The sequence below is a fragment of the Sphingomonas flavalba genome, from assembly GCF_047553045.1.
In the GTDB taxonomy this organism is placed as follows: domain Bacteria; phylum Pseudomonadota; class Alphaproteobacteria; order Sphingomonadales; family Sphingomonadaceae; genus Sphingomonas_L; species Sphingomonas_L flavalba_A.
The window spans coordinates 3,168,366-3,187,228 of the sequence record NZ_CP180208.1; the positions used below are offsets into that span (position 1 = coordinate 3,168,366).

At 67.4% G+C, this 18,863-nt stretch carries 16 protein-coding genes and 1 pseudogene; 11 read left to right on the forward strand and 6 right to left on the reverse strand.

Annotated features, from left to right (window positions below; genetic code table 11):
- Positions 1 to 34: 34 nt before the first annotated feature.
- Entirely contained in the window at positions 35 to 919 is an 885-nt protein-coding gene (gene panB / locus ACMT1E_RS15185; protein WP_414901324.1) for a 3-methyl-2-oxobutanoate hydroxymethyltransferase, read from the reverse strand.
- A 68-nt stretch (positions 920 to 987) separates the two neighbouring features.
- On the opposite strand from panB, the gene ACMT1E_RS15190 reads away from it, so the two are divergent.
- On the forward strand, positions 988 to 1,821 hold the full coding sequence (locus tag ACMT1E_RS15190) for an SDR family NAD(P)-dependent oxidoreductase (protein WP_414901326.1): 834 nt from the start codon (positions 988 to 990) through the stop codon (positions 1,819 to 1,821).
- Here ACMT1E_RS15190 and ACMT1E_RS15195 read toward each other — a convergent pair.
- Positions 1,722 to 2,639, reverse strand: a complete 918-nt coding sequence (locus ACMT1E_RS15195; RefSeq protein ID WP_414901327.1) for a DMT family transporter — start codon at positions 2,637 to 2,639, stop codon at positions 1,722 to 1,724. The two genes, ACMT1E_RS15190 and ACMT1E_RS15195, sit on opposite strands and share 100 nt — an antisense overlap.
- A gap of 14 nt (positions 2,640 to 2,653) precedes the next feature.
- Positions 2,654 to 3,655: a threonine aldolase family protein gene (locus tag ACMT1E_RS15200; RefSeq protein WP_414901329.1), complete on the reverse strand. Its 1,002-nt coding sequence runs from the start codon at positions 3,653 to 3,655 to the stop codon at positions 2,654 to 2,656.
- A 118-nt stretch (positions 3,656 to 3,773) separates the two neighbouring features.
- On the opposite strand from ACMT1E_RS15200, the gene ACMT1E_RS15205 reads away from it, so the two are divergent.
- Positions 3,774 to 6,443 carry a DUF4118 domain-containing protein gene (locus ACMT1E_RS15205; RefSeq protein ID WP_414901330.1) on the forward strand — a complete coding sequence of 890 codons (2,670 nt, stop codon included), beginning with the start codon at positions 3,774 to 3,776 and terminating at the stop codon, positions 6,441 to 6,443.
- A 13-nt stretch (positions 6,444 to 6,456) separates the two neighbouring features.
- On the opposite strand, the gene ACMT1E_RS15210 is transcribed toward ACMT1E_RS15205, so the two are convergent.
- Together ACMT1E_RS15210 and hisC are read right to left on the reverse strand one after the other, a co-directional pair.
- A complete protein-coding gene (locus ACMT1E_RS15210) occupies positions 6,457 to 7,365 on the reverse strand; it encodes a prephenate/arogenate dehydrogenase family protein (protein WP_414901331.1) in 909 nt (302 codons plus the stop codon).
- Positions 7,365 to 8,477 carry a histidinol-phosphate transaminase gene (hisC, locus tag ACMT1E_RS15215; RefSeq protein ID WP_414901332.1) on the reverse strand — a complete coding sequence of 371 codons (1,113 nt, stop codon included), beginning with the start codon at positions 8,475 to 8,477 and terminating at the stop codon, positions 7,365 to 7,367. Before hisC ends, ACMT1E_RS15210 begins: the two co-directional genes overlap by 1 nt.
- Before the next feature lie 65 nt (positions 8,478 to 8,542).
- Between hisC and metX the strand changes: the two genes are divergently transcribed.
- From metX to ACMT1E_RS15260, 9 genes and pseudogenes are all read left to right on the forward strand, one after another.
- Entirely contained in the window at positions 8,543 to 9,658 is a 1,116-nt protein-coding gene (gene metX, locus ACMT1E_RS15220) for a homoserine O-acetyltransferase MetX (protein ID WP_414901333.1), read from the forward strand.
- Entirely contained in the window at positions 9,658 to 10,326 is a 669-nt protein-coding gene (metW, locus tag ACMT1E_RS15225) for a methionine biosynthesis protein MetW (protein WP_414901335.1), read from the forward strand. Before metX ends, metW begins: the two co-directional genes overlap by 1 nt.
- 55 nt (positions 10,327 to 10,381) lie before the next feature.
- Entirely contained in the window at positions 10,382 to 10,912 is a 531-nt protein-coding gene (ssb, locus tag ACMT1E_RS15230) for a single-stranded DNA-binding protein (protein WP_414901336.1), read from the forward strand.
- A 764-nt stretch (positions 10,913 to 11,676) separates the two neighbouring features.
- Positions 11,677 to 11,778 (forward strand): annotated as a pseudogene (locus ACMT1E_RS15235) (PEPxxWA-CTERM sorting domain-containing protein); the annotation flags it as partial.
- Positions 11,779 to 12,009: 231 nt separating this feature from the next.
- Entirely contained in the window at positions 12,010 to 12,564 is a 555-nt protein-coding gene (locus tag ACMT1E_RS15240; RefSeq protein ID WP_414901337.1) for a F0F1 ATP synthase subunit delta, read from the forward strand.
- Between the two features lie 30 nt (positions 12,565 to 12,594).
- Positions 12,595 to 14,124 (forward strand): F0F1 ATP synthase subunit alpha, encoded by a 1,530-nt coding sequence (atpA, locus tag ACMT1E_RS15245; protein WP_414901338.1) that lies wholly within the window; start codon positions 12,595 to 12,597, stop codon positions 14,122 to 14,124.
- 14 nt (positions 14,125 to 14,138) lie between these two features.
- Positions 14,139 to 15,014, forward strand: a complete 876-nt coding sequence (locus ACMT1E_RS15250; protein WP_414901339.1) for a F0F1 ATP synthase subunit gamma — start codon at positions 14,139 to 14,141, stop codon at positions 15,012 to 15,014.
- A 24-nt stretch (positions 15,015 to 15,038) separates the two neighbouring features.
- Positions 15,039 to 16,577, forward strand: coding sequence for a F0F1 ATP synthase subunit beta (gene atpD, locus ACMT1E_RS15255; RefSeq protein ID WP_414901340.1), 1,539 nt, complete (start codon positions 15,039 to 15,041; stop codon positions 16,575 to 16,577).
- A 9-nt stretch (positions 16,578 to 16,586) separates the two neighbouring features.
- A complete protein-coding gene (locus tag ACMT1E_RS15260) occupies positions 16,587 to 16,847 on the forward strand; it encodes an ATP synthase F1 subunit epsilon (protein WP_136163529.1) in 261 nt (86 codons plus the stop codon).
- Positions 16,848 to 17,234: 387 nt separating this feature from the next.
- Here the strand turns inward: ACMT1E_RS15260 and ACMT1E_RS15265 are convergent, their stop codons facing one another.
- Complete coding sequence (locus ACMT1E_RS15265; protein ID WP_414903476.1) at positions 17,235 to 18,635, reverse strand: sulfatase; 1,401 nt, start codon at positions 18,633 to 18,635, stop codon at positions 17,235 to 17,237.
- Between the last annotated feature and the right edge of the window lie 228 nt (positions 18,636 to 18,863).

Genomic DNA, 18,863 nt, shown 5'->3' on the forward strand with positions numbered 1-18,863 from the left:
AAGCCGCCAAATCGCGGTTGGGCGCCGCGGGCGGTCAGCCGGTTTTCGGCGCCGCTCCGGCGGCAGCGCGGCGATAGGTCTGGTCGGCGGTCGGGAAACGCCTTGCCCTGACCTCGTCGGCATAGGTGGCGGCGGCATCGGTGACCAGATCGGCCATCGCCGCGTAACGCTTGACGAAACGCGGCGTCCGCTCGAACAGCCCCAGCATATCCTCGGTGACCAGCACCTGCCCGTCGCAACGAGCCGACGCGCCGATGCCGATCGTCGGGCAGGCGACCGCTTCGGTGATCGCATCGGCGATCGACTCGATCACCCCCTCGACGACGATCGCGAAGCAGCCGGCCTCGGCGACCGCCCGCGCGTCGCCGATCAGCTTCTTCTCCTCCGCCTCGCTGCGCCCGCGCGCACCGTAACCGCCCAGCACATTCACCGCCTGCGGGGTCAGGCCGACATGGGCCATCACCGGAATGCCGCGGGCGGACAGGAAGGCGATCGTCTCCGCCATCGCTTCGCCGCCCTCCAGCTTGACGGCGACGGCCCCGGTTTCCTTCATGATCCGCGCCGCGCTGGCGAAGGCCTGCTTCTTCGACCCCTCGTAGCTGCCGAACGGCATGTCGACGACGACGGCGGCGTGATAGCTGCCACGCACCACCGCCGCGCCGTGGGCGCACATCATCTCCAGGCTGACCGGCACTGTCGACGGCAGGCCGTAAATCACCTGGCCCAGGCTGTCGCCGACCAGCAGCAGGTCGCAATGCGGATCGAGCAGTTGCGCCATCCGCACGGTATAGGCGGTCAGCATGACCAGCGGTTCGCCGCCCTTGCGGGCGCGCACGGCGGGAATGTTCAGCCGCTTCATCGGCGCCGGGGTCGGCGTGGCGCGGCTGGTGGCGGTGTCGATGGTGAAGGTGGTAGACATGCCGCCTGCCTAGCCTGTTGCGCTGCGGGAGGAAAGCAGATGGCGAAGAACACCCGGCGGGACGCGGCATGAGCCGGCTGCTCGTCTTCGGCCCCGGCTATACCGCGTCACGGCTGATGCGGGCGGCGGCGGCGCGCGGCTGGGCGACGCGCGCGGTCGATCGGGCGACCCTCGCCGACACCGGCGCCGTCGCCGACGCGGTCGCCTGGTCGACTCATATCCTGTCGTCGGTGCCGCCGGGGGACGACGGCGCCGATCCGGTGCTCGCCCGTCACGGCCCGGCACTCGCCGCCAGCGGCCGGATCATCGCCTATCTGTCGTCGACCGGCGTCTACGGCGACAGCGGCGGCGGCTGGATCGACGAAAGCGCGCCGCTCGTCCCCGGCCGCCGGCCGGGCCGCGCCGCCGCCGACCAAGCCTGGGCGGCGCTCTCGCCCGACAGCTTCGTCTTCCGCCTGCCCGGCATCTACGGCCCCGGCCGCTCGGCGCTCGACCGGGTCGCGGCGGGCACCGCCTACCGCGTCGAACTTTCCGGCCATGTTTTCAGTCGTGTCCATGTCGACGACATCGTGGCCGCGGTTTTGCTGGGGTTGGAAGGCGGCCCGGCCGGGTCCTACAACCTCGCCGACGACAATCCGGCGCCCCAGTTTGCCGTGATAACCTACGCCGCAACCCTGCTCGGCATCGCCCCGCCGCCGCTGGTCCCGCCCGCCGCGCTGCCCCCGGCCGCCCGCGCCTTCTACGCCGCCAGCCGCCGCGTCGCCAACGGCCGGGCGAAGCGCCTGCTCGGCTGGCGCCCGCTCTACCCGGACTTCCGCTCCGGGCTGCGCGCGCTCAGCGCGATGATCAGCCCGGCCAGCGTCAGCAGCCCGCCCGCCACCGCCGGCCCCGACCAGCGATAGCCCTCGAACAGTGTCGACAGCGCCATCGCGATCACCGGGATCAGCACGCTGGTATAGGCCGCTGCCGCCGGACCGATGTCGCGGATCAGCTGGTAGTAAAGGGCAAAGGCCAGCGCCGACGCCATCACCCCCAGATAGAGCAGCCCTAGGATATAGCCGGCCCGCATCTCGATCACCGGCGGCCCGCTCGTCGTATAGGCGACCACCGAATCGATCGCCGCGCCGCCCAGCATCGCCCAGCCGAGCAGCACCGTCATCGGCAACGCCCGCCCCCGCTCCGTTGCCTGCATGACGTTGGCGACAGACGCGAACAGCACCGCGCCCAGCGTCAGCGCCACGCCTTCCAGCACCGCGTCGCTGCCGGTGGCCGCCATCCGCGCCTCATGCGCGAACAACACGACGATGCCGGCGATAGCCACCGCCGAACCGATAATGAAGGTCCGTGCCATCCGCCGCCCCAGGAACAGCCGGGACAGCACCGCATTGGGCACCAGCAGCAGCGCGAACACCACCGCCACCAGCCCCGACGTCACATGCTGCTCCGCCCGGTAGACAAGGTTGTAGTTCAGCGCGAACTGGCCGACGCCAAGCAGCATGACAAAGCCGATATCGCCCGGCGCCAGCCGCAGGCTTTCCCCCCGCCACAGCGCGACGCCCAGCATCGCCACCCCGGCGATCGCGAAACGATAGGTCACCGACCAGCTGGACGGCACCACCCCCAGCTGGTCGCGGATGACCAGCCAGGTCGACCCCCAGATCAGCGTCACCAACACGAACGGCACCACGACGCCGGGGCGCCACCGCGCGGCGCGCGCCATACCGGCCGCCGTCGTCACAGCGCGGCGATCGCGCGGGCGATCGGCGCCACCGCCGCCACGTCCTGGTCCCAGCTCGTCACCAGCCGCACCACGCCCGGCTCCCAATCGTAAAACGCGAAACCCTGCGCGCGCAGCGCCGCCGCCTCGTCCGCCGACACCCGCAGGAAAAGCTCGTTCGCCTCGACGGGGTGGACCAGCCGCGCACCCGCCACCGCCGCGATCGCCGCCGCGCTGGCATTGGCGGCGCGGGCGTTGGCCAGCCACAGATCGTCCTTCAGCATCGCCAGGATCTGCGCGGCCAGATAGCGCCCCTTGGACAACAGATGTCCCCCGCGCTTGCGCCGGGCGGCGATCAATCCTGCAAGCTCCGGCCGGAAACAGACCAACGCCTCCGCCGACAGCGCGCCGTTCTTGACGAAGCCGAAGCTCAGTATGTCGACCCCGGCCCGCCAGGTCAGCGCCGCCGGGCTGGCGCCGCTATGGACGACGGCATTGGCGAAGCGGGCGCCATCCATGTGGAAACCCCAGCCCCGCGCCCGCGCCAGTTCGCCAAGCGCCCCGACTTCGTCAGGGCGGTAGGCGCGGCCATATTCGGTGGCGTTGGTGATCGACAACGCGCGCGGCTGAACGCGGTGGACATCGTCGACAATCGCGTCGGCGACCGCGCGCACCCCCTCCGGCGCAAGCTTGGCGCCGTCACCATCGGCGAGCAGCAGCTTGGCGCCATGAGTGTAGAATTCCGGCGCGCCGCACTCGTCATTCTGGATATGCGCGTCGCGGTGGCAGATGACACCGCCGTGCGGCGGGCACAGCGCCGCCAGCGCCAGCGCATTGGCGGCGGTCCCGGTCGACACCCACAGCGCGCTGACCGGGGTTTCGAACACGTCGGAGAAGGCCGCGTCGAGCGAGCGGCTGAGCGCATCGCCGTCATAGGCGGTATCAAGCCGGTTGGCCCGGCCGATCGCGTCGAGCACCGCCGGGCAGACCGGCGCAGCATTATCCGAAAAATACCGCATCTCCGGGCCATTGCGGCCGCCGCGCGCCAGCGTCAAGCGCACGGGCGGAATATCGCCCGCACCCAGCGCCCGCGATCACAAATCGACTCGCTCCCCCCGGTTACGCTATTGCGGGACGGTGACCGACGTGCCCCATTCCGCGGAAAACCCCACCGCGCCAGCCGCCGAGCCGGAACCGGAGCCACGCGGCAAGCTGAAGATTTTTCTCGGCGCGGCGCCGGGTGTCGGCAAGACCTACGAGATGCTGAGCAGTGCCGCCCAGCGACTCGCGGCCGGGACCGACGTCGTGATCGGCTTCGTCGACACCCACGGCCAGCCGGAAACCGACGCACTGGCCGCCCGCTTCGAATGCATCCCGCGCGTCGTTGTCGCCCATGCCGCCGCCACGCTGGAGGAAATGGACATAGACGCAATCCTCGCCCGCGCCCCGGCGCTGGTGCTGATCGACGACTACGCCCACGCCAATCCTGACGCATGCCGCCACCCGCGCCGCTGGCAAGATGTCGAGGAACTGCGCGGCGCCGGGATCGACGTCTACACCACCCTCAACATCCAGCATATCGAAAGCCTCAGCGATGTCGTCGCCGGCTTCACCCATCTGCCGGTCCGCGACACCGTGCCCGACAGTATCCTCGACGCCGCCGAGATCGAGGTCGTCGACCTGCCGCCCGACGAGCTGATCGAGCGGCTGAAGCAAGGCAAGGTCGCGGTGCCCGACGACGCGACCCGCGCGCCGCAGCATTATTTCTCCCGGCCGATTCTCTCGGCGCTGCGCGAACTGGCACTGCGCCGCGCCGCGATGCGGGTCGACAACCAGATGCTGGAGGATCTGGACGGTGCCGCACCGGCGGCGTCCTTCGCCGGGGGTGAGCGCGTACTCGTCGCGATCAGCGAGTTGCCAGGCGCCGACATGCTGATCCGCACCGCCAAGCGGCTGGCCGACGCACTGCGCGCGCCGTGGACCGCCGTCTTCGTCGAAACACCGCGCGCCGAAGGCTTCACCGCCGATGAGCGCGCCCGTCTGGCCGCCGCGTTCCGCCTCGCCGGCACGCTCGGCGCGACGCTGGTCACCGTGCCGGCGGAAAACGTCGTCGCCGGGCTGGTCGCCCAGATCGAGGGCATGCGCGCAACCCAGCTGGTCATCGGCAAGTCGCAGCGCAGCTGGTGGTTCGAACTACGCCATGGCTCGGTCGTCGACCGGCTGCTGCGCCACAGCGAGGGGCTGGCGATCCACGTCATCCCCGCCGCTCGCACCGGCGAGGCCGCCCATCGCCTGCGCGGGCGACGTACACCGCAGCGCCCCGGCTCACCCGCGACCTATGCGCTGATCCTGCTGCTGGTGGCGGTCGCCACCGGCGCGGCCGCGCTGGCGGAACCGCTGATCGGCAGCGGCGGCATCGACCTCGTCTATCTGGTGCCGACGATCGGGGTCGCCGCGCTCTATGGGCTGCGCGTCGGCCTGATCACCAGCGTAGCCTGCGCGCTCGCCTATAATTTCTTCTTCCTGTCGCCGCACTACACCTTCACCGTCGGCGATCCGGAAGGCTTGTTCACCGTCGTCATCCTGCTCGCCGTCGCCACCTTCGCCAGCAAGCTGACCGGGCAATTGCGCTCCCGCGCCGCGCTCGGCGTGCGCAGCGCGCGCGAAAACGCGGCGATCGCCGGCTTCGCGCAAACATTGGCACGGGTGTCGGACGCCGGCTCGACCGCGGCGGCGATTTGCGCGGAGGTCTCCCACCTGCTTGCCGTCAACGCGGTGGTACTGGTCCGGGGGGAAGACGGCGTCCGCATCCTGCGGTCCAACCCGCCGATCGAACGGATCGGACCGGTCGACGTCGCCGCCGCCGACTGGGCGTTCAAGCGCGGCGAGCCGGCCGGGCGCGGGACGGCGACGCTGACCGCGGCGGATTGGCAGTTCCACCCGCTGAAGACATCGCTCGGCGTGCTCGCGGTGCTGGGCATTGCCCGCGACGACGGCGACGATCCGGTACCGTCCGACCGCACCGTGCTGCTATCGACGCTGGTCGGGCAGGCGGCGCTGGCGCATGAACGCATCGCGCTAGAGGACGAGATGCGTCAACTCGGCCTGCTGAAGGCGCGCGACCGGTTGCGGACCGCCTTGCTCTCCTCGATCGGGCAGGACCTGCGCGCACCGCTCGACACCGCGCGCAAGGCGGTCGCCGAACTGAACGGCGCCCACCCCAAATCGCCGGGGGTGACAACGCTGGTGCGGGTGATCGGCCGGCTCGGCCGCTTCCTCGACGATCTGTTCGACATGGCCCGGCTCGACGGTGGCGCGCTGACCGCCACGCCGGAACCGGTCGACCTGAGTGAAGCGGTGGCGGGTGCGGTGCAGGCGCTGCGGGGCAGCCTTGCCGACGGGCGGGTCGAACTGGCGGTGCCGCCGTCTTTGCCGCCGGTGATGGCCGATCCGCGGCTGCTCCACCACATTCTGGTCAACCTGCTCGCCGAGTCGGCGCAGCACGGCGCCGGGCGCATTCGGGTGGAAGGCGCGCGCCGGCAGGGCGGGTTGAGCCTGACCGTGCTCGATGACGGCCCGACACTACCCGACGGTGACGGCAACACGGTGTTCGGTCCGTTCGGGCAGGACGCGGCGCGGCAAGGCAGCAGCGGCCTTGCCCTCGCCATCGTCAAGGGCTTCGCCGACGCGATGGAGGTCGCCGCGACCGCCACCAGCCGCCCGGAAGGCGGCGCCGCCTTCACACTCGACTTCCCGGAACCGCTGATCGTCCGTACCGGCCGGGCGAGGCCGGAAGCCGGGGCCTGACCCCCACTATCGTTCAGGCGTGACTGCGGCCGAAATCGGGGCGCTCATCATCCTGCCCCTGTTCGATGATGCTGCGCCGGATCGCGCGGGTGCGGGTGAACAGGTCGAACAGCGCGTCGCCGTCGTCCCAGCGTATCGCGCGCTGCAGGGCGGTCAGATCTTCGGTGAAGCGCTGGAGCATTTCCAGCACCGCGTCCTTGTTGGCAAGGAACACGTCACGCCACATGGTCGGGTCGGACGCCGCGATGCGGGTGAAGTCGCGAAAGCCGCCGGCCGAATATTTGATGACTTCCGACCGGGTTACCGCCTCCAGATCGGACGCGGTCCCGACGATGCTGTAGGCGATCAGGTGCGGCAGATGGCTGGTGATCGCCAGAACCAGATCATGATGGTCGGCCGCCATCGTCTCGACCTCGGCGCCCAGCGCTCGCCAGAACGCCTCGACCCGCGCGACCGCCGCCGGATCGGCATCCTCGGCCGGGGTAAGAATGCACCAGCGGCCACGGAACAGGCTCGCGAAGCCGGCTTCCGGTCCGCTGCGCTCGGTTCCCGCCACCGGGTGCGCCGGCACGATGGCGCGGCCGGGCAGTGCCGCGCGCAACGCCGCCGCGACACCGGCCTTCGACGACCCGACATCGCTGACCACGGCATTGTCGGGCAGGTCGTCGGCAATCGCGGCGGCCAGGTCCGCCATCGCGCCGACCGGCACGCACAGGATGACGCAGTCGGCATCGGTCACCGCCGCGCCGGGGGTGTCGGTCACGTCGTCGCACAGACCGAGTCGCCGCACTGTGTCGCGGACCGCCGGGTCGCTGTCATGGCCGGTAATGCGCGCGGTTGGCATCGCCTCGCCCACCGCGCGGGCCAGCGACGAGCCGATCAGACCAAGGCCGAGGATCGCGATGCGGGCGAAGGGCAGCATCAGCCGCGCGCTTCGGCCAGCGTGCGGAGCGCGGCGGCGACGCCGCGCGTCTCCTCCTCGGTCCCGACGGTGATGCGCAGCCCGTGGCCCAGTTGCTGCCCCGGCAGCCAGCGGGTGATGTAGCCTGCGTCCATCAACCCCTTATACGCCTGCTCGGCGCTCAGCGTGCCGGCGAACAGCAGCAGCAGGAAATTCGCCTTCGACGGCACCACGCTGATCCCGTGGTTGCCAAGCGCGCCGATCTCGTCGGCCAGCCACTGGCGCCAACGGGCGTTGTGGGCCCGGCTTTCGGCGACGAAGGCGTCGTCGCCAAGCGCGGCGATCGCCGCCGCCTGCCCGGCGCTGGTGATGTCGAACGGGGCGCGAATCCGGTGCATCGCCTGCACGGCTTCAGCCGGTCCGTAGCCCCAGCCGATCCGCTCCGCCGCCAGCCCGTGAATCTTGGAAAAGGTGCGGGTGACAATGACGTTAGGCGCGGTCGCCGCCAGCGCCATCGCGCCGTCATCGTCCTCGGCGTCCAGATATTCGGCATAGGCTTGATCGACGACCAGCATCACGTCGGCCGGCAGCCCGGCATGCAGCCGCGCGATCTCCGCCCGCGCCGTGAAGGTTCCCGTCGGGTTGTTGGGGTTGGCGACAAACACGACGCGGGTCCGTGGCGTCACCGCCGCCAGGATGGCGTCGACATCGGTCGCATAGTCGCGGTCCGGCGCGATAACCGGCTCCGCCCCGACCCGGCGAGCAGCAATCTCGTAAACCGCGAAGCCGTAGCGGACGTAGATCACTTCGTCGCCCGGCCCGGCATAGGCGCCGGCGGCCAAGTGCAGCACTTCGTCCGATCCGGTGCCATAGATCACCCGCGCCGGGTCGAGCCCGTATTTCGCCGCGATCGCCTCGCGCAGCAGGGTGGCGCCCGCGTCGGGGTAGCGGCTGAGCCCATCGGCGTGGGCGGCAAAGGCGGCGCGGGCGGCGCCGCCGGTGCCGAGCGGGTTTTCGTTGGACGACAGCTTGACGATCCTGCGCCCGTCACCGGCGCTCGACCGCCCCGGCACATAAGGCGCGATCGCCATGATCCAGTCCTTGGGGCGGGGGGCGTTCGCTGCATCTGTCATGGCCGCGGTCCCTAGCGCCGGCGCTGGCCGATTGACAAGGCGCGCTGCCGCCGCATAGCGGGCCTGTGTCCGACGATAACCGCTTCGGCCTTGCCCGCCATGTCCGGCTGCCCGGTCCGCTAGCCCTTGACGGCGGCGCCAGCCTTGCCGCCATCGATGTCGGCTACGAAACCTACGGCACGCTGAATGCCGATCGGTCCAACGCGATCCTCATCTGCCACGCGCTGACCGGCGACCAGCACGCCGCGTCGAATCACCCGCGCACCGGCAAGCCCGGCTGGTGGCAGCGGATGATCGGCCCCGGCAAGCCGGTCGACCCGGCCCGCCACTGCGTGATCTGCATCAACGTTCTCGGCAGCTGCATGGGGTCGACCGGCCCGGCGTCGGTCGATCCAGATACCGGCTCAGCCTATGCGATGCGTTTCCCGGTCATCACGATCCGCGACATGGTGCGGGCGCAGGCGCTGTTGCTCGACCATCTCGGCATCCCCCGGCTGCGCGCGGTGATCGGCGGGTCGATGGGCGGAATGCAGGCGCTCAGCTGGGCGGCGACCTTTCCGGAACGGGTGCAGGCGGCGGTGGTGATCGCGTCGACTGCGCGCCATTCGGCCCAGAACATCGCCTTCCACGAAGTCGGGCGGCAGGCGGTGATGGCCGATCCGCGCTGGGCGGGCGGCGACTATTACGACGGCGACGCGCCAACCGCCGGCCTCGCCGTCGCGCGGATGGCGGCGCACATCACCTATCTGTCCGAAGCAGGGCTAACCCACAAATTCGGCCGCCGACTGCAGGCGCGCGAAGCAAAAAGCTTCGGCTTCGACGCCGATTTCCAGGTGGAAAGCTATCTGCGCCATCAGGGTATCACCTTCGTCGACCGCTTCGACGCCAATTCCTATCTCTATATCACCCGGGCGATGGACTATTTCGATCTGGCCGAGGAACATGGCGGCCGGCTGGCCGATGCGTTCCGCCGCACCGCCACCCGCTTCTGTCTGGTCAGCTTCGACACCGACTGGCTTTACCCGACGCGCGAATCGCGGGCGATCGTCCAGGCGCTGAATGCCGCTGGCGCGCCGGTCAGCTTCGTCGAGCTCTCGTCGCCGTTCGGCCATGACAGCTTTCTGCTCGACGCGCCGGAGATGAACCGGGTTGTCGACGGTTTCCTGCGGGCGGGCGAATAATGGGAGAAGGACGGCATCCGTGGAAGGAACCGGGCCTCGGCGCGCTGCGGCCGGACCTTGCGATCATCGCCGCCCATGTCGTGCCGGGCGCGCGGGTGCTGGACGTCGGCTGCGGCGACGGCGCGCTGATGGCGGCGCTTCGCGACACCCGCCAGGTCGACGCGCGCGGACTGGAACTTGATGCGACGGACGTCGCGGCGGCAGTGGCGCGCGGCCTGTCGGTGATCCAGGGCGACGCCGACGTCGATCTCGCCGGCTATCCGGACAACAGCTTCGACTATGCGATCCTCAGCCAGACGCTGCAGACCACCCAACGGCCGGACCGGGTACTCGACGAACTGCTGCGCATCGGGCAGCGGGCCTTCGTCTCCTTTCCCAATTTCGCCCACTGGCGGGTCCGGCTGTCGCTGCTCTGGGGCGGGCGGATGCCGGTGACCCGGCTGCTGCCGATGGCGTGGTACGAAACGCCCAACATCCACCATGTCACCGTCGACGATTTCCGCGCCTATGTTGCCGAACGCGGGTTGAGCGTCGAAGGGGCGTGGTTCCTGAGCCGGGGCCGCCCGACCAGTGCCGCCGCCGCCAATTTCCGCGCGGAACACGCGGTGTTCCTGCTCCGCCGTGCCGCCACGCCGCCAATTCCGTCTTCCGGCGACACAGCGGCTTGAAGGGCCGCGGCCAAGGCGCTAGCCACGTCCTCTTTCCCGCAAAGGAGCACGAAGCGTGGCTGGCAGCGTCAACAAGGTCATACTGGTCGGCAATCTCGGCGCCGACCCCGATGCGCGTTCGCTCAACAATGGCGGGGAAGTGGTCAACCTGTCCGTCGCGACGAGCGAGCGCTGGAACGATCGCGACGGCCAGCGCCAGGAACGCACCGAATGGCACCGGGTGGTGATCTTCAACGAAAATCTCGGCAAGGTCGCCAAGCAGTATCTGCGCAAGGGCTCGTCGGTCTATCTCGAAGGCCAGCTCCAGACCCGCAAGTGGCAGGATAACGAGGGCAAGGACCGCTACTCGACGGAAATCGTCCTGCAGCGTTTCCGCGGCGAACTGGTCCTGCTCGGCGGGCGCGAAGGTGGCGGCGGCAGTGGCGGCGGCGACAGCTGGGGCGATAGCGGGCGTGGCGGCGGCGGCTTTTCCGGCGGCCAGTCCTCCTCCGGCGGCTACGGCCAGCGCGCACCGCGCGACTCTGGCCCGGCGGGGCGCGGCCCGTCCAGCTTCGACAGCGATCTCGACGACGACGTGCCGTTCTGATCGGCGCGGGAAACAACGGACCGGGATCGTTACTTATCCGTCCCAAGCTGGGACAGTCCCGATTCCGGTCAGTGTTAACGTTGTTTTAACCTCCCCAACCCCAGCGGTTGTGCATAAGACGCAGGCTCTGTTTTTCAGGGAGTTTGCTCAACATGCGGAAACTGATGATCGCGACGGCCCTGCTGGCCGCCACTGCCCTTGCCGGCACCGCCAACGCTTCGGTGAACATCACCAGTGTTTCCGGCAACCCCGGCTACCTGACCGGCAACCTCAGCTACACGCCCGGTTCGATCGCGCTGAACGGTCTCAGCATCGGCCGCTTCGAGATGAACGGCGTCACCGTTCCCGGCGGCGATCCGGTTTCGTACCTGACCTACTGCATCGACATCTTCAACACGGTCCATCCGGGCCTATTCGAGATTCAGCCGCTGACCACGCTGGTCACCGATTCGCTGCGCCAGCAGCAGCTGCTCGCGCTCATCTCCAACACCGATCCGCTACTCAGCTCGGCGCTGCCGCTGGCGGAACGGCAGAAGATTTCGGCCGCGACCCAGCTCGCGGTCTGGGAAATCGCGTTCGAAGGCTCGGGCAGCTACTCGCTGTCGGGTGGCCAGCTGAAGGTCACCGGCGGCACCAGCGCGGCGGCGCGCACCCTTGCCGACGAATATCTGGGCAAGATCGTCAACAACGAATGGACCCCGGTCGCCGGCCAGCAGCTCGAACTGCTCTACAGCAAGACCAACCAGAGCCAGGTCTTCCTGTCGGCGGCGGTGCCGGAACCGGCGACCTGGGCGATGCTGATCGCCGGCTTCGGCCTGGTTGGCGCCGCGACCCGCCGTCGGCGGACCACCGTTTCCTACGCCTGATTCGGCCAGGAATTCCGGTTCGAAGAGGGGCCGGCCATAATGGCCGGCCCCTTTTTCGTGTCCCCGCATAATGGTGTCTTCGACCCGCGCGCTGGGCGCTTGCCGCGCCATGCCCGGCCCGGCTTGCATCCCCCCGCCGTGGATGCTAGCAGCCCGCCAACCCATGGCGGGGCGCATTTTGTCGCCCCTTTTTGATATGGGCAAACATCCTTCGGGAAGGGCACAAGGCGCGTGGAGAATTCCGGCGGCATTCAGGCTAGCCTAGCGGGGCGTTACGCAACGGCGCTGTTCGATCTGGCGCGTGAGGAAAAGGCCCTCGACGCGGTGGAGAAGAGCCTCGCGACGCTGAGTGCCGCTGTCGCCGAAGTCGGGGACTTGCGCCGGCTGGTCACCAGCCCGGTCCTGTCCCGCGCCGAAACCGGCGCCGGTATCGCGGCTGCGGCCAAGGCGTTGAAGACCGATCCGCTGACCACCCGGTTCGTTGGCGTCCTCGCCGCGAATCGGCGCCTCGATCAGCTCGGCGTCGTCGCCACGCTGTTCCACACTCTCGCCGCCAACCAGCGCGGCGAGACGACGGCGGCGGTCACCTCCGCCCATCCGCTTACCGCCGACCAGGTCAAGGCGCTCAAGGCGCAGCTGAAGACCCGCCTTGGTCGCGACGTCACCCTCGACCTGTCGGTAGACCCCGCCATCCTCGGCGGCCTCGTCGTTCGAATCGGTTCGCAGATGATCGATTCGTCGATCCGCACCCGTCTGAACTCCCTCGCGCACGCAATGAAAGGCTGACGGCGTCAACGCCGTTGGGAAAGGCTGAACATGGATATCCGCGCCGCAGAAATCTCGAAGGTCATCAAGGACCAGATCGCCAATTTCGGCACCGAGGCGGAAGTGTCTGAAATCGGGCAGGTGCTGTCGGTCGGCGACGGCATCGCGCGCGTCCACGGCCTCGACAACGTCCAGGCCGGCGAGATGGTCGAGTTCGGCGACGGCGTTCAGGGCATGGCGCTGAACCTTGAAGCCGACAATGTCGGCGTCGTTATCTTCGGCAGCGATGCCGGCATCCGCGAAGGCGACACCGTCCGCCGCACCGGCACCATTGTCGACGTGCCGGTCGGCAAGGGGCTGCTCGGCCGCGTCGTCGACGGCCTTGGCAATCCGATCGACGGCAAGGGGCCGATCGAATACACCGAGCGCAAGCGCGTCGAAGTGAAGGCGCCGGGCATCATCCCGCGCAAGTCGGTGCATGAGCCGGTGCAGACCGGCCTGAAGGCGATCGACTGCCTGGTGCCGATCGGCCGTGGCCAGCGTGAGCTGATCATCGGCGACCGCCAGACCGGCAAGACCGCCGTCGCCATCGACACCTTCATCAATCAGAAAGCGACCAACGCCGGCGACGACGAAGGCAAGAAGCTTTACTGCATCTACGTCGCGGTCGGCCAGAAGCGTTCGACCGTCGCCCAGATCGTCCGTCAGCTGGAAGAAAACGGCGCGATGGAATATTCCATCGTCGTCGCCGCCACCGCGTCGGAACCGGCGCCGCTGCAGTTCCTCGCGCCCTATACCGGCTGCACGATGGGCGAATATTTCCGCGACAACGGCATGCACGCCGTCATCGTCTATGACGATCTGTCGAAGCAGGCCGTCGCCTATCGCCAGATGTCGCTGCTGCTGCGTCGCCCGCCGGGCCGCGAAGCCTATCCGGGCGACGTGTTCTATCTGCACAGCCGCCTGCTCGAACGGGCGGCCAAGATGAACGACGACAACGGCAATGGCTCGCTGACCGCGCTGCCGATCATCGAAACGCAGGCCGGCGACGTGTCCGCCTACATCCCGACGAACGTGATTTCGATCACCGACGGTCAGATCTTCCTGGAAACCAACCTGTTCAACGCCGGCATCCGCCCGGCGATCAACGTCGGCCTGTCGGTGTCGCGCGTCGGTTCGTCGGCGCAGACCAAGGCGATGAAGAAGGTTTCCGGCTCGATCAAGCTGGAACTGGCGCAGTACCGCGAAATGGCGGCCTTCGCCCAGTTCGGCTCCGACCTCGACGCCTCGACGCAGAAGCTGCTCAACCGCGGCGCCCGCCTGACCGAGCTGCTGAAGCAGCCGCAGTTCAGCCCGCTGCCGTTCGAGGAGCAGACGGTGTCGATCTTTGCTGGCACCACCGGCTATCTCGACGCGCTGCCGGCGGCGGACGTCGTGCGCTACGAAGCGGCGATGCTCGCCCACTTCCGCGCCCACCACGCCGATCTGCTCGCCGAAATCCGCGACAGCCGTGATTTCGGCGACGCGGTGAAGGCGAAGGTGAAGGACGTGCTCGACGCCTTCGGCAAAAGCTTCGCCTAAGGGACCCCCGGCGAATGGCCAGCCTCAAGGAACTCAAGCTTCGGATCGCCTCGGTCAAATCGACCCAGAAGATCACCAAGGCGAAGCAGATGGTCGCAGCGGCTAAGCTGCGTAAGGCGCAGGCCGCCGCAGAGGCCGCGCGCCCCTATGCCCAGCGCCTGGAAGGCGTGGTCGCCAGTCTGGCGACATCGGTCGGCAAAAGCGACAGCGCACCGCGCCTGCTCGCCGGCACCGGCCGGGACGACACGCATCTGCTGGTCGTCGCCAACGGCGACAAGGGCCTGTCCGGCGCGTTCAACGCCAATATCGTCAAGGCGGCCATCGCCCGCGCGCGCGAACTGACCGCCCAGGGCAAGGCGGTGCAGTTCTACCTCGTCGGCCGCAAGGGCCGCGCGGTGATCAACCGCACCTTCCCCGGCAAGATCGTCGGCCAGTTCGACACCAGCGCTGTCCGCCAGCCCGGCTTCACCGAGGCGCGGGCGATCGCGCAGGACGTGTCCGACCGGTTCTTCGCCGGCGAATTCGACGTCGCGCACCTGTTCTTCTCGACCTTCCGCTCCGCGCTCGCCCAGGTCCCGACCGAACAGCAGATCATCCCGGCGGCAATCCCGGCCGATGCGCCGGCCGCCTCCGGCGCGGCGGTGGAATATGAGCCGGACGAGGAGTCGATCCTCGCCGACCTGTTGCCGCGCAACATCGCGATTCAGATCTTCAAGGCGCTGCTGGAAAACCAGGCCAGCGAACAGGGTGCCTCGATGACCGCGATGGACAATGCGACACGCAACGCCGGCGATCTGATCAATCGTCTGACCATCGAATACAACCGCAGCCGCCAGGCGGCGATCACCACCGAACTCGTCGAGATCATATCGGGCGCTGAAGCGCTCTAAGGACACGAAGGCAAGGAAAGCAGCATGGCAACCGCCCCGACCACCGAGAAGCCCGCGCGCAAGCCTCGCGCGACCAAGGCCGCCCAGCCGAAGGCTGCCGGCACGGCCGCGACCGCCAAGACCGCGGTGGACGGCAATGCCGGCCGCATCTCGCAGGTGATCGGCGCCGTCGTCGACGTCACCTTCGAGGGCCGCCTGCCGGCGATCCTCTCGGCACTCGAAACCGACAATAACGGCGCCAGGCTGGTGCTCGAAGTGGCGCAGCACCTGGGCGAGAACACCGTGCGCACCATCGCGATGGACTCGACCGAGGGCCTGACCCGCGGCCAGCCGGTCACCGACACCGGCGACCAGATCCGCGTGCCTGTCGGCCCCAAGACGCTCGGCCGCATCCTGAACGTCGTCGGCGAGCCGATCGACGAGCGCGGCCCGGTCGGCACCGACCTGCGCGCGCCGATCCATGCCAAGGCACCGGAATTTGTCGACCAGTCGACCGAGGCGAGCATCCTCGTCACCGGCATCAAGGTCATCGACCTGCTCGCCCCTTACGCGAAGGGCGGCAAGATCGGCCTGTTCGGCGGCGCCGGCGTCGGCAAGACCGTGCTGATTCAGGAACTGATCAACAACATCGCCAAGGGCCATGGCGGCACCAGCGTGTTCGCCGGCGTCGGCGAGCGCACCCGCGAGGGCAACGACCTTTATCACGAATTCCTCGACGCGGGCGTCATCGCCAAGGATGCCGACGGCAATCCGGTCTCCGAAGGGTCGAAGGTGGCGCTGGTCTATGGCCAGATGAACGAGCCGCCGGGCGCCCGCGCCCGCGTCGCCCTCTCCGGCCTGACCATCGCGGAATATTTCCGCGATCAGGAAGGGCAGGACGTGCTGTTCTTCGTCGACAACATCTTCCGCTTCACCCAGGCGGGCTCGGAAGTGTCGGCGCTGCTCGGCCGCATCCCGTCGGCGGTGGGCTACCAGCCGACGCTGGCCACCGACATGGGCGCGCTGCAGGAACGAATCACTTCCACCAACAAGGGCTCGATCACCTCGGTGCAGGCGATCTACGTGCCGGCGGACGACTTGACCGACCCGGCGCCTGCCACCAGCTTTGCGCACCTTGACGCGACGACGGTGCTCAGCCGCGCGATTTCGGAACTCGGCATCTACCCGGCGGTCGATCCGCTCGATTCGACCAGTCGCGTGCTCGAACCGCGCGTCGTCGGCCAGGTGCATTACGACACCGCCCGCGCCGTGCAGGCGACCTTGCAGAAGTACAAGTCGCTGCAGGACATCATCGCCATCCTCGGCATGGACGAGCTGTCGGAAGAGGATAAGCTGACCGTCCAGCGCGCGCGCAAGATCCAGCGCTTCCTGTCGCAGCCGTTCCACGTCGCCGAAGTGTTCACCGGCATCCCCGGCAAGTTCGTCGCGATCGAAGACACGATCAAGTCGTTCAAGGCGGTCGTCGACGGTGAATACGACCACCTGCCGGAAGCCGCTTTCTACATGGTCGGCGGCATCGAGGAAGCGGTCGCCAAGGCCCAGAAGCTCGCCGCCGAGGCGTAAGGAACCATCATGGCCCTGCACTTCGAACTCGTGACCCCGGAAAGGCTGGTCCTGTCGCAGGACGTCTACATGGTCACCGTGCCCGGCACCGAAGGCGACTTCGGTGTGCTGCAGGGCCATGCGCCCTTCATGTCGACGATCCGCGACGGCGCGCTCCACGTCTATGACAGCAACGGCGCCGCCCCGCGTGAGATCCACGTCGTCGGCGGCTTCGCGGAAGTCGGCGAGAACGGCCTGACCGTCCTCGCCGAACGCGTCATCGAGGACTGATCCCGCATATGGCGGGCGAAAGCCGCTTTCCTCCGCCACCAGGACGTTCCGATCGCTCGACCCGCACCGGGCTCTCCTCTCGCACCTTGGCGGCCGACTGGCAGCTCTTGGCCTGCGTCTGGAGGTGACGGCGGCCGCGTTCTCAATCACATTTCTGGCGCCAGCGCCGGTATCGTTGGCGCGTACCAGCGCATAGCTATCGTGAAGAGAAGACGACTGCCTTGAAACATGGCCGAGGGAAGCCGCTTGGCTGTCACGGGCCGTGAAGATCCGAAATGCGCCCTGCTTCAGTCCGCTCGCCGATAGCGCGACCTGTCCGGCTGAATTTCTGACCGAAATTGGGCCGATTGCCGAATGTCGGCTCGTCAGGCCCTATGATGAACAGCCTCAGCCAGCGATCCAGTTATAATGACGATAGCGCCCCCTATCCTCTGACACGACAGGGCGTTCACCCCTGAGAAGGCGTTCGAAATTATCGGTTTGCGGATCGCCGGTTTCCTGCATGTGACGGCGTAGCAGCGCCTGCATCCTCTCTGTCCGCTCACGATATGCAGGTTGATGGATAAGATTGACCCGCTGACCCGGGTCCGCCGTAAGATCATATAAAGCCAGAGGAATGCCCATCGTGCATTGCCTTACACGATCAGCGATCGCCGGGTCCGAAACGGCCGCATTCACCAATGCGGGATACGTCAGCCCTTTATGATAGTCGACGTCACCCATTTCTCGCTCTCCATTCGCCCAAGGGGCAAAAATGAGAACAAATCGGTCATCATGAATCGCGCGTGCCGGCCGCGCACGCCCATCATAGAGGTGGTCCATATACGTGAAGTTGTAGTCGCGAACTTTGTCGGCAGCGCCTTCAATCACTGGCAGCCATGAGCGGCCATCGACTTCAAAATCCTGCGGCACACCGAGAATATCGAGAATTGTCGGGAGAACGTCGATATTGGAGGCTTGGAAACTGAATGTTCCAGGTTCTTTCATGCCTGGCCAGCTGATCAATGCCGGGGTCCGCGTTCCGTAGTCATGGCAGGTCCCCTTGGCAAAGGGGAGCGGCATACCATGATCTGACAAGAACAGAATAAGAGTGTCCCCATCGGCTCCGCTTTCCTTCAGCGCCGACAGGATATTGCCGATCGCCATATCAGCGCGAAAAGAGCTTCTGTAATATTGAAGAAGCTCCTCTCGGATATCCGGCAAATCCTCCAGGTGGGGCGGAATCACCACGTCATCCGGCCCGAAATCGCGGGTAATGCGATAAGGGCCCTGCTGCTGGCTATCCTGCGGTTCGGCCTCTGACGAGCCGTAGAATGGGCGATGCGGGTCAGTAATATTGCAGTTGATGAAGAACGGCTTGTTCTCATCCTTCGCCTTACCGATCGCATCGCGGACATGCTCCGCGATCAGGACGGGATTCCGGTCGTCCCATGTGAGAAAATTGCCATTGCTCCCGCCCCGCATAAAGTCCCAGGGGAATGCGGTGGGCGGCTGCATATGCTGCAACTTATGGATGCCGGCCGTAAAATAGCCATTGCCCTTTAGGGCCGTCGTCAACGTATTGATTTGCCCATCCACAGGGACAAAACCGATTCCGCCGCTTCTGTGAGGGATCATTCCGGTCATCATGGCCTGTCGCGAAGGCTGACAGATCGGCGAAGCCGCCCGATTATTGACGATCCGGTGTGAAGCTGAAGCCAGACGATCAAGATTGGGGGTGATGCCCGCTTTGTGCCCCATGAAGCCCATCAATGACCAGTCGAGATCATCGGTCGTAATGAACAGCACATTCAACGGCCGCCGCTTGTCCGTAGGACGCGTAGTCCGCGTGCCGCTGGCAGGGCGTTCACTTGCAATCGCGCTCGATGACGAGACCACGAGTGACCCAATCAGGAAGTCTCGCCTATCCATAATCCTGCCTCTTCCGGCCAGTGTTATATTGCTACGTTTCTAGCCATCAATGACGCCGCACCTCTTGCTCCTGAGCGCACATTATTTTGCAGAAACGGCTTGATC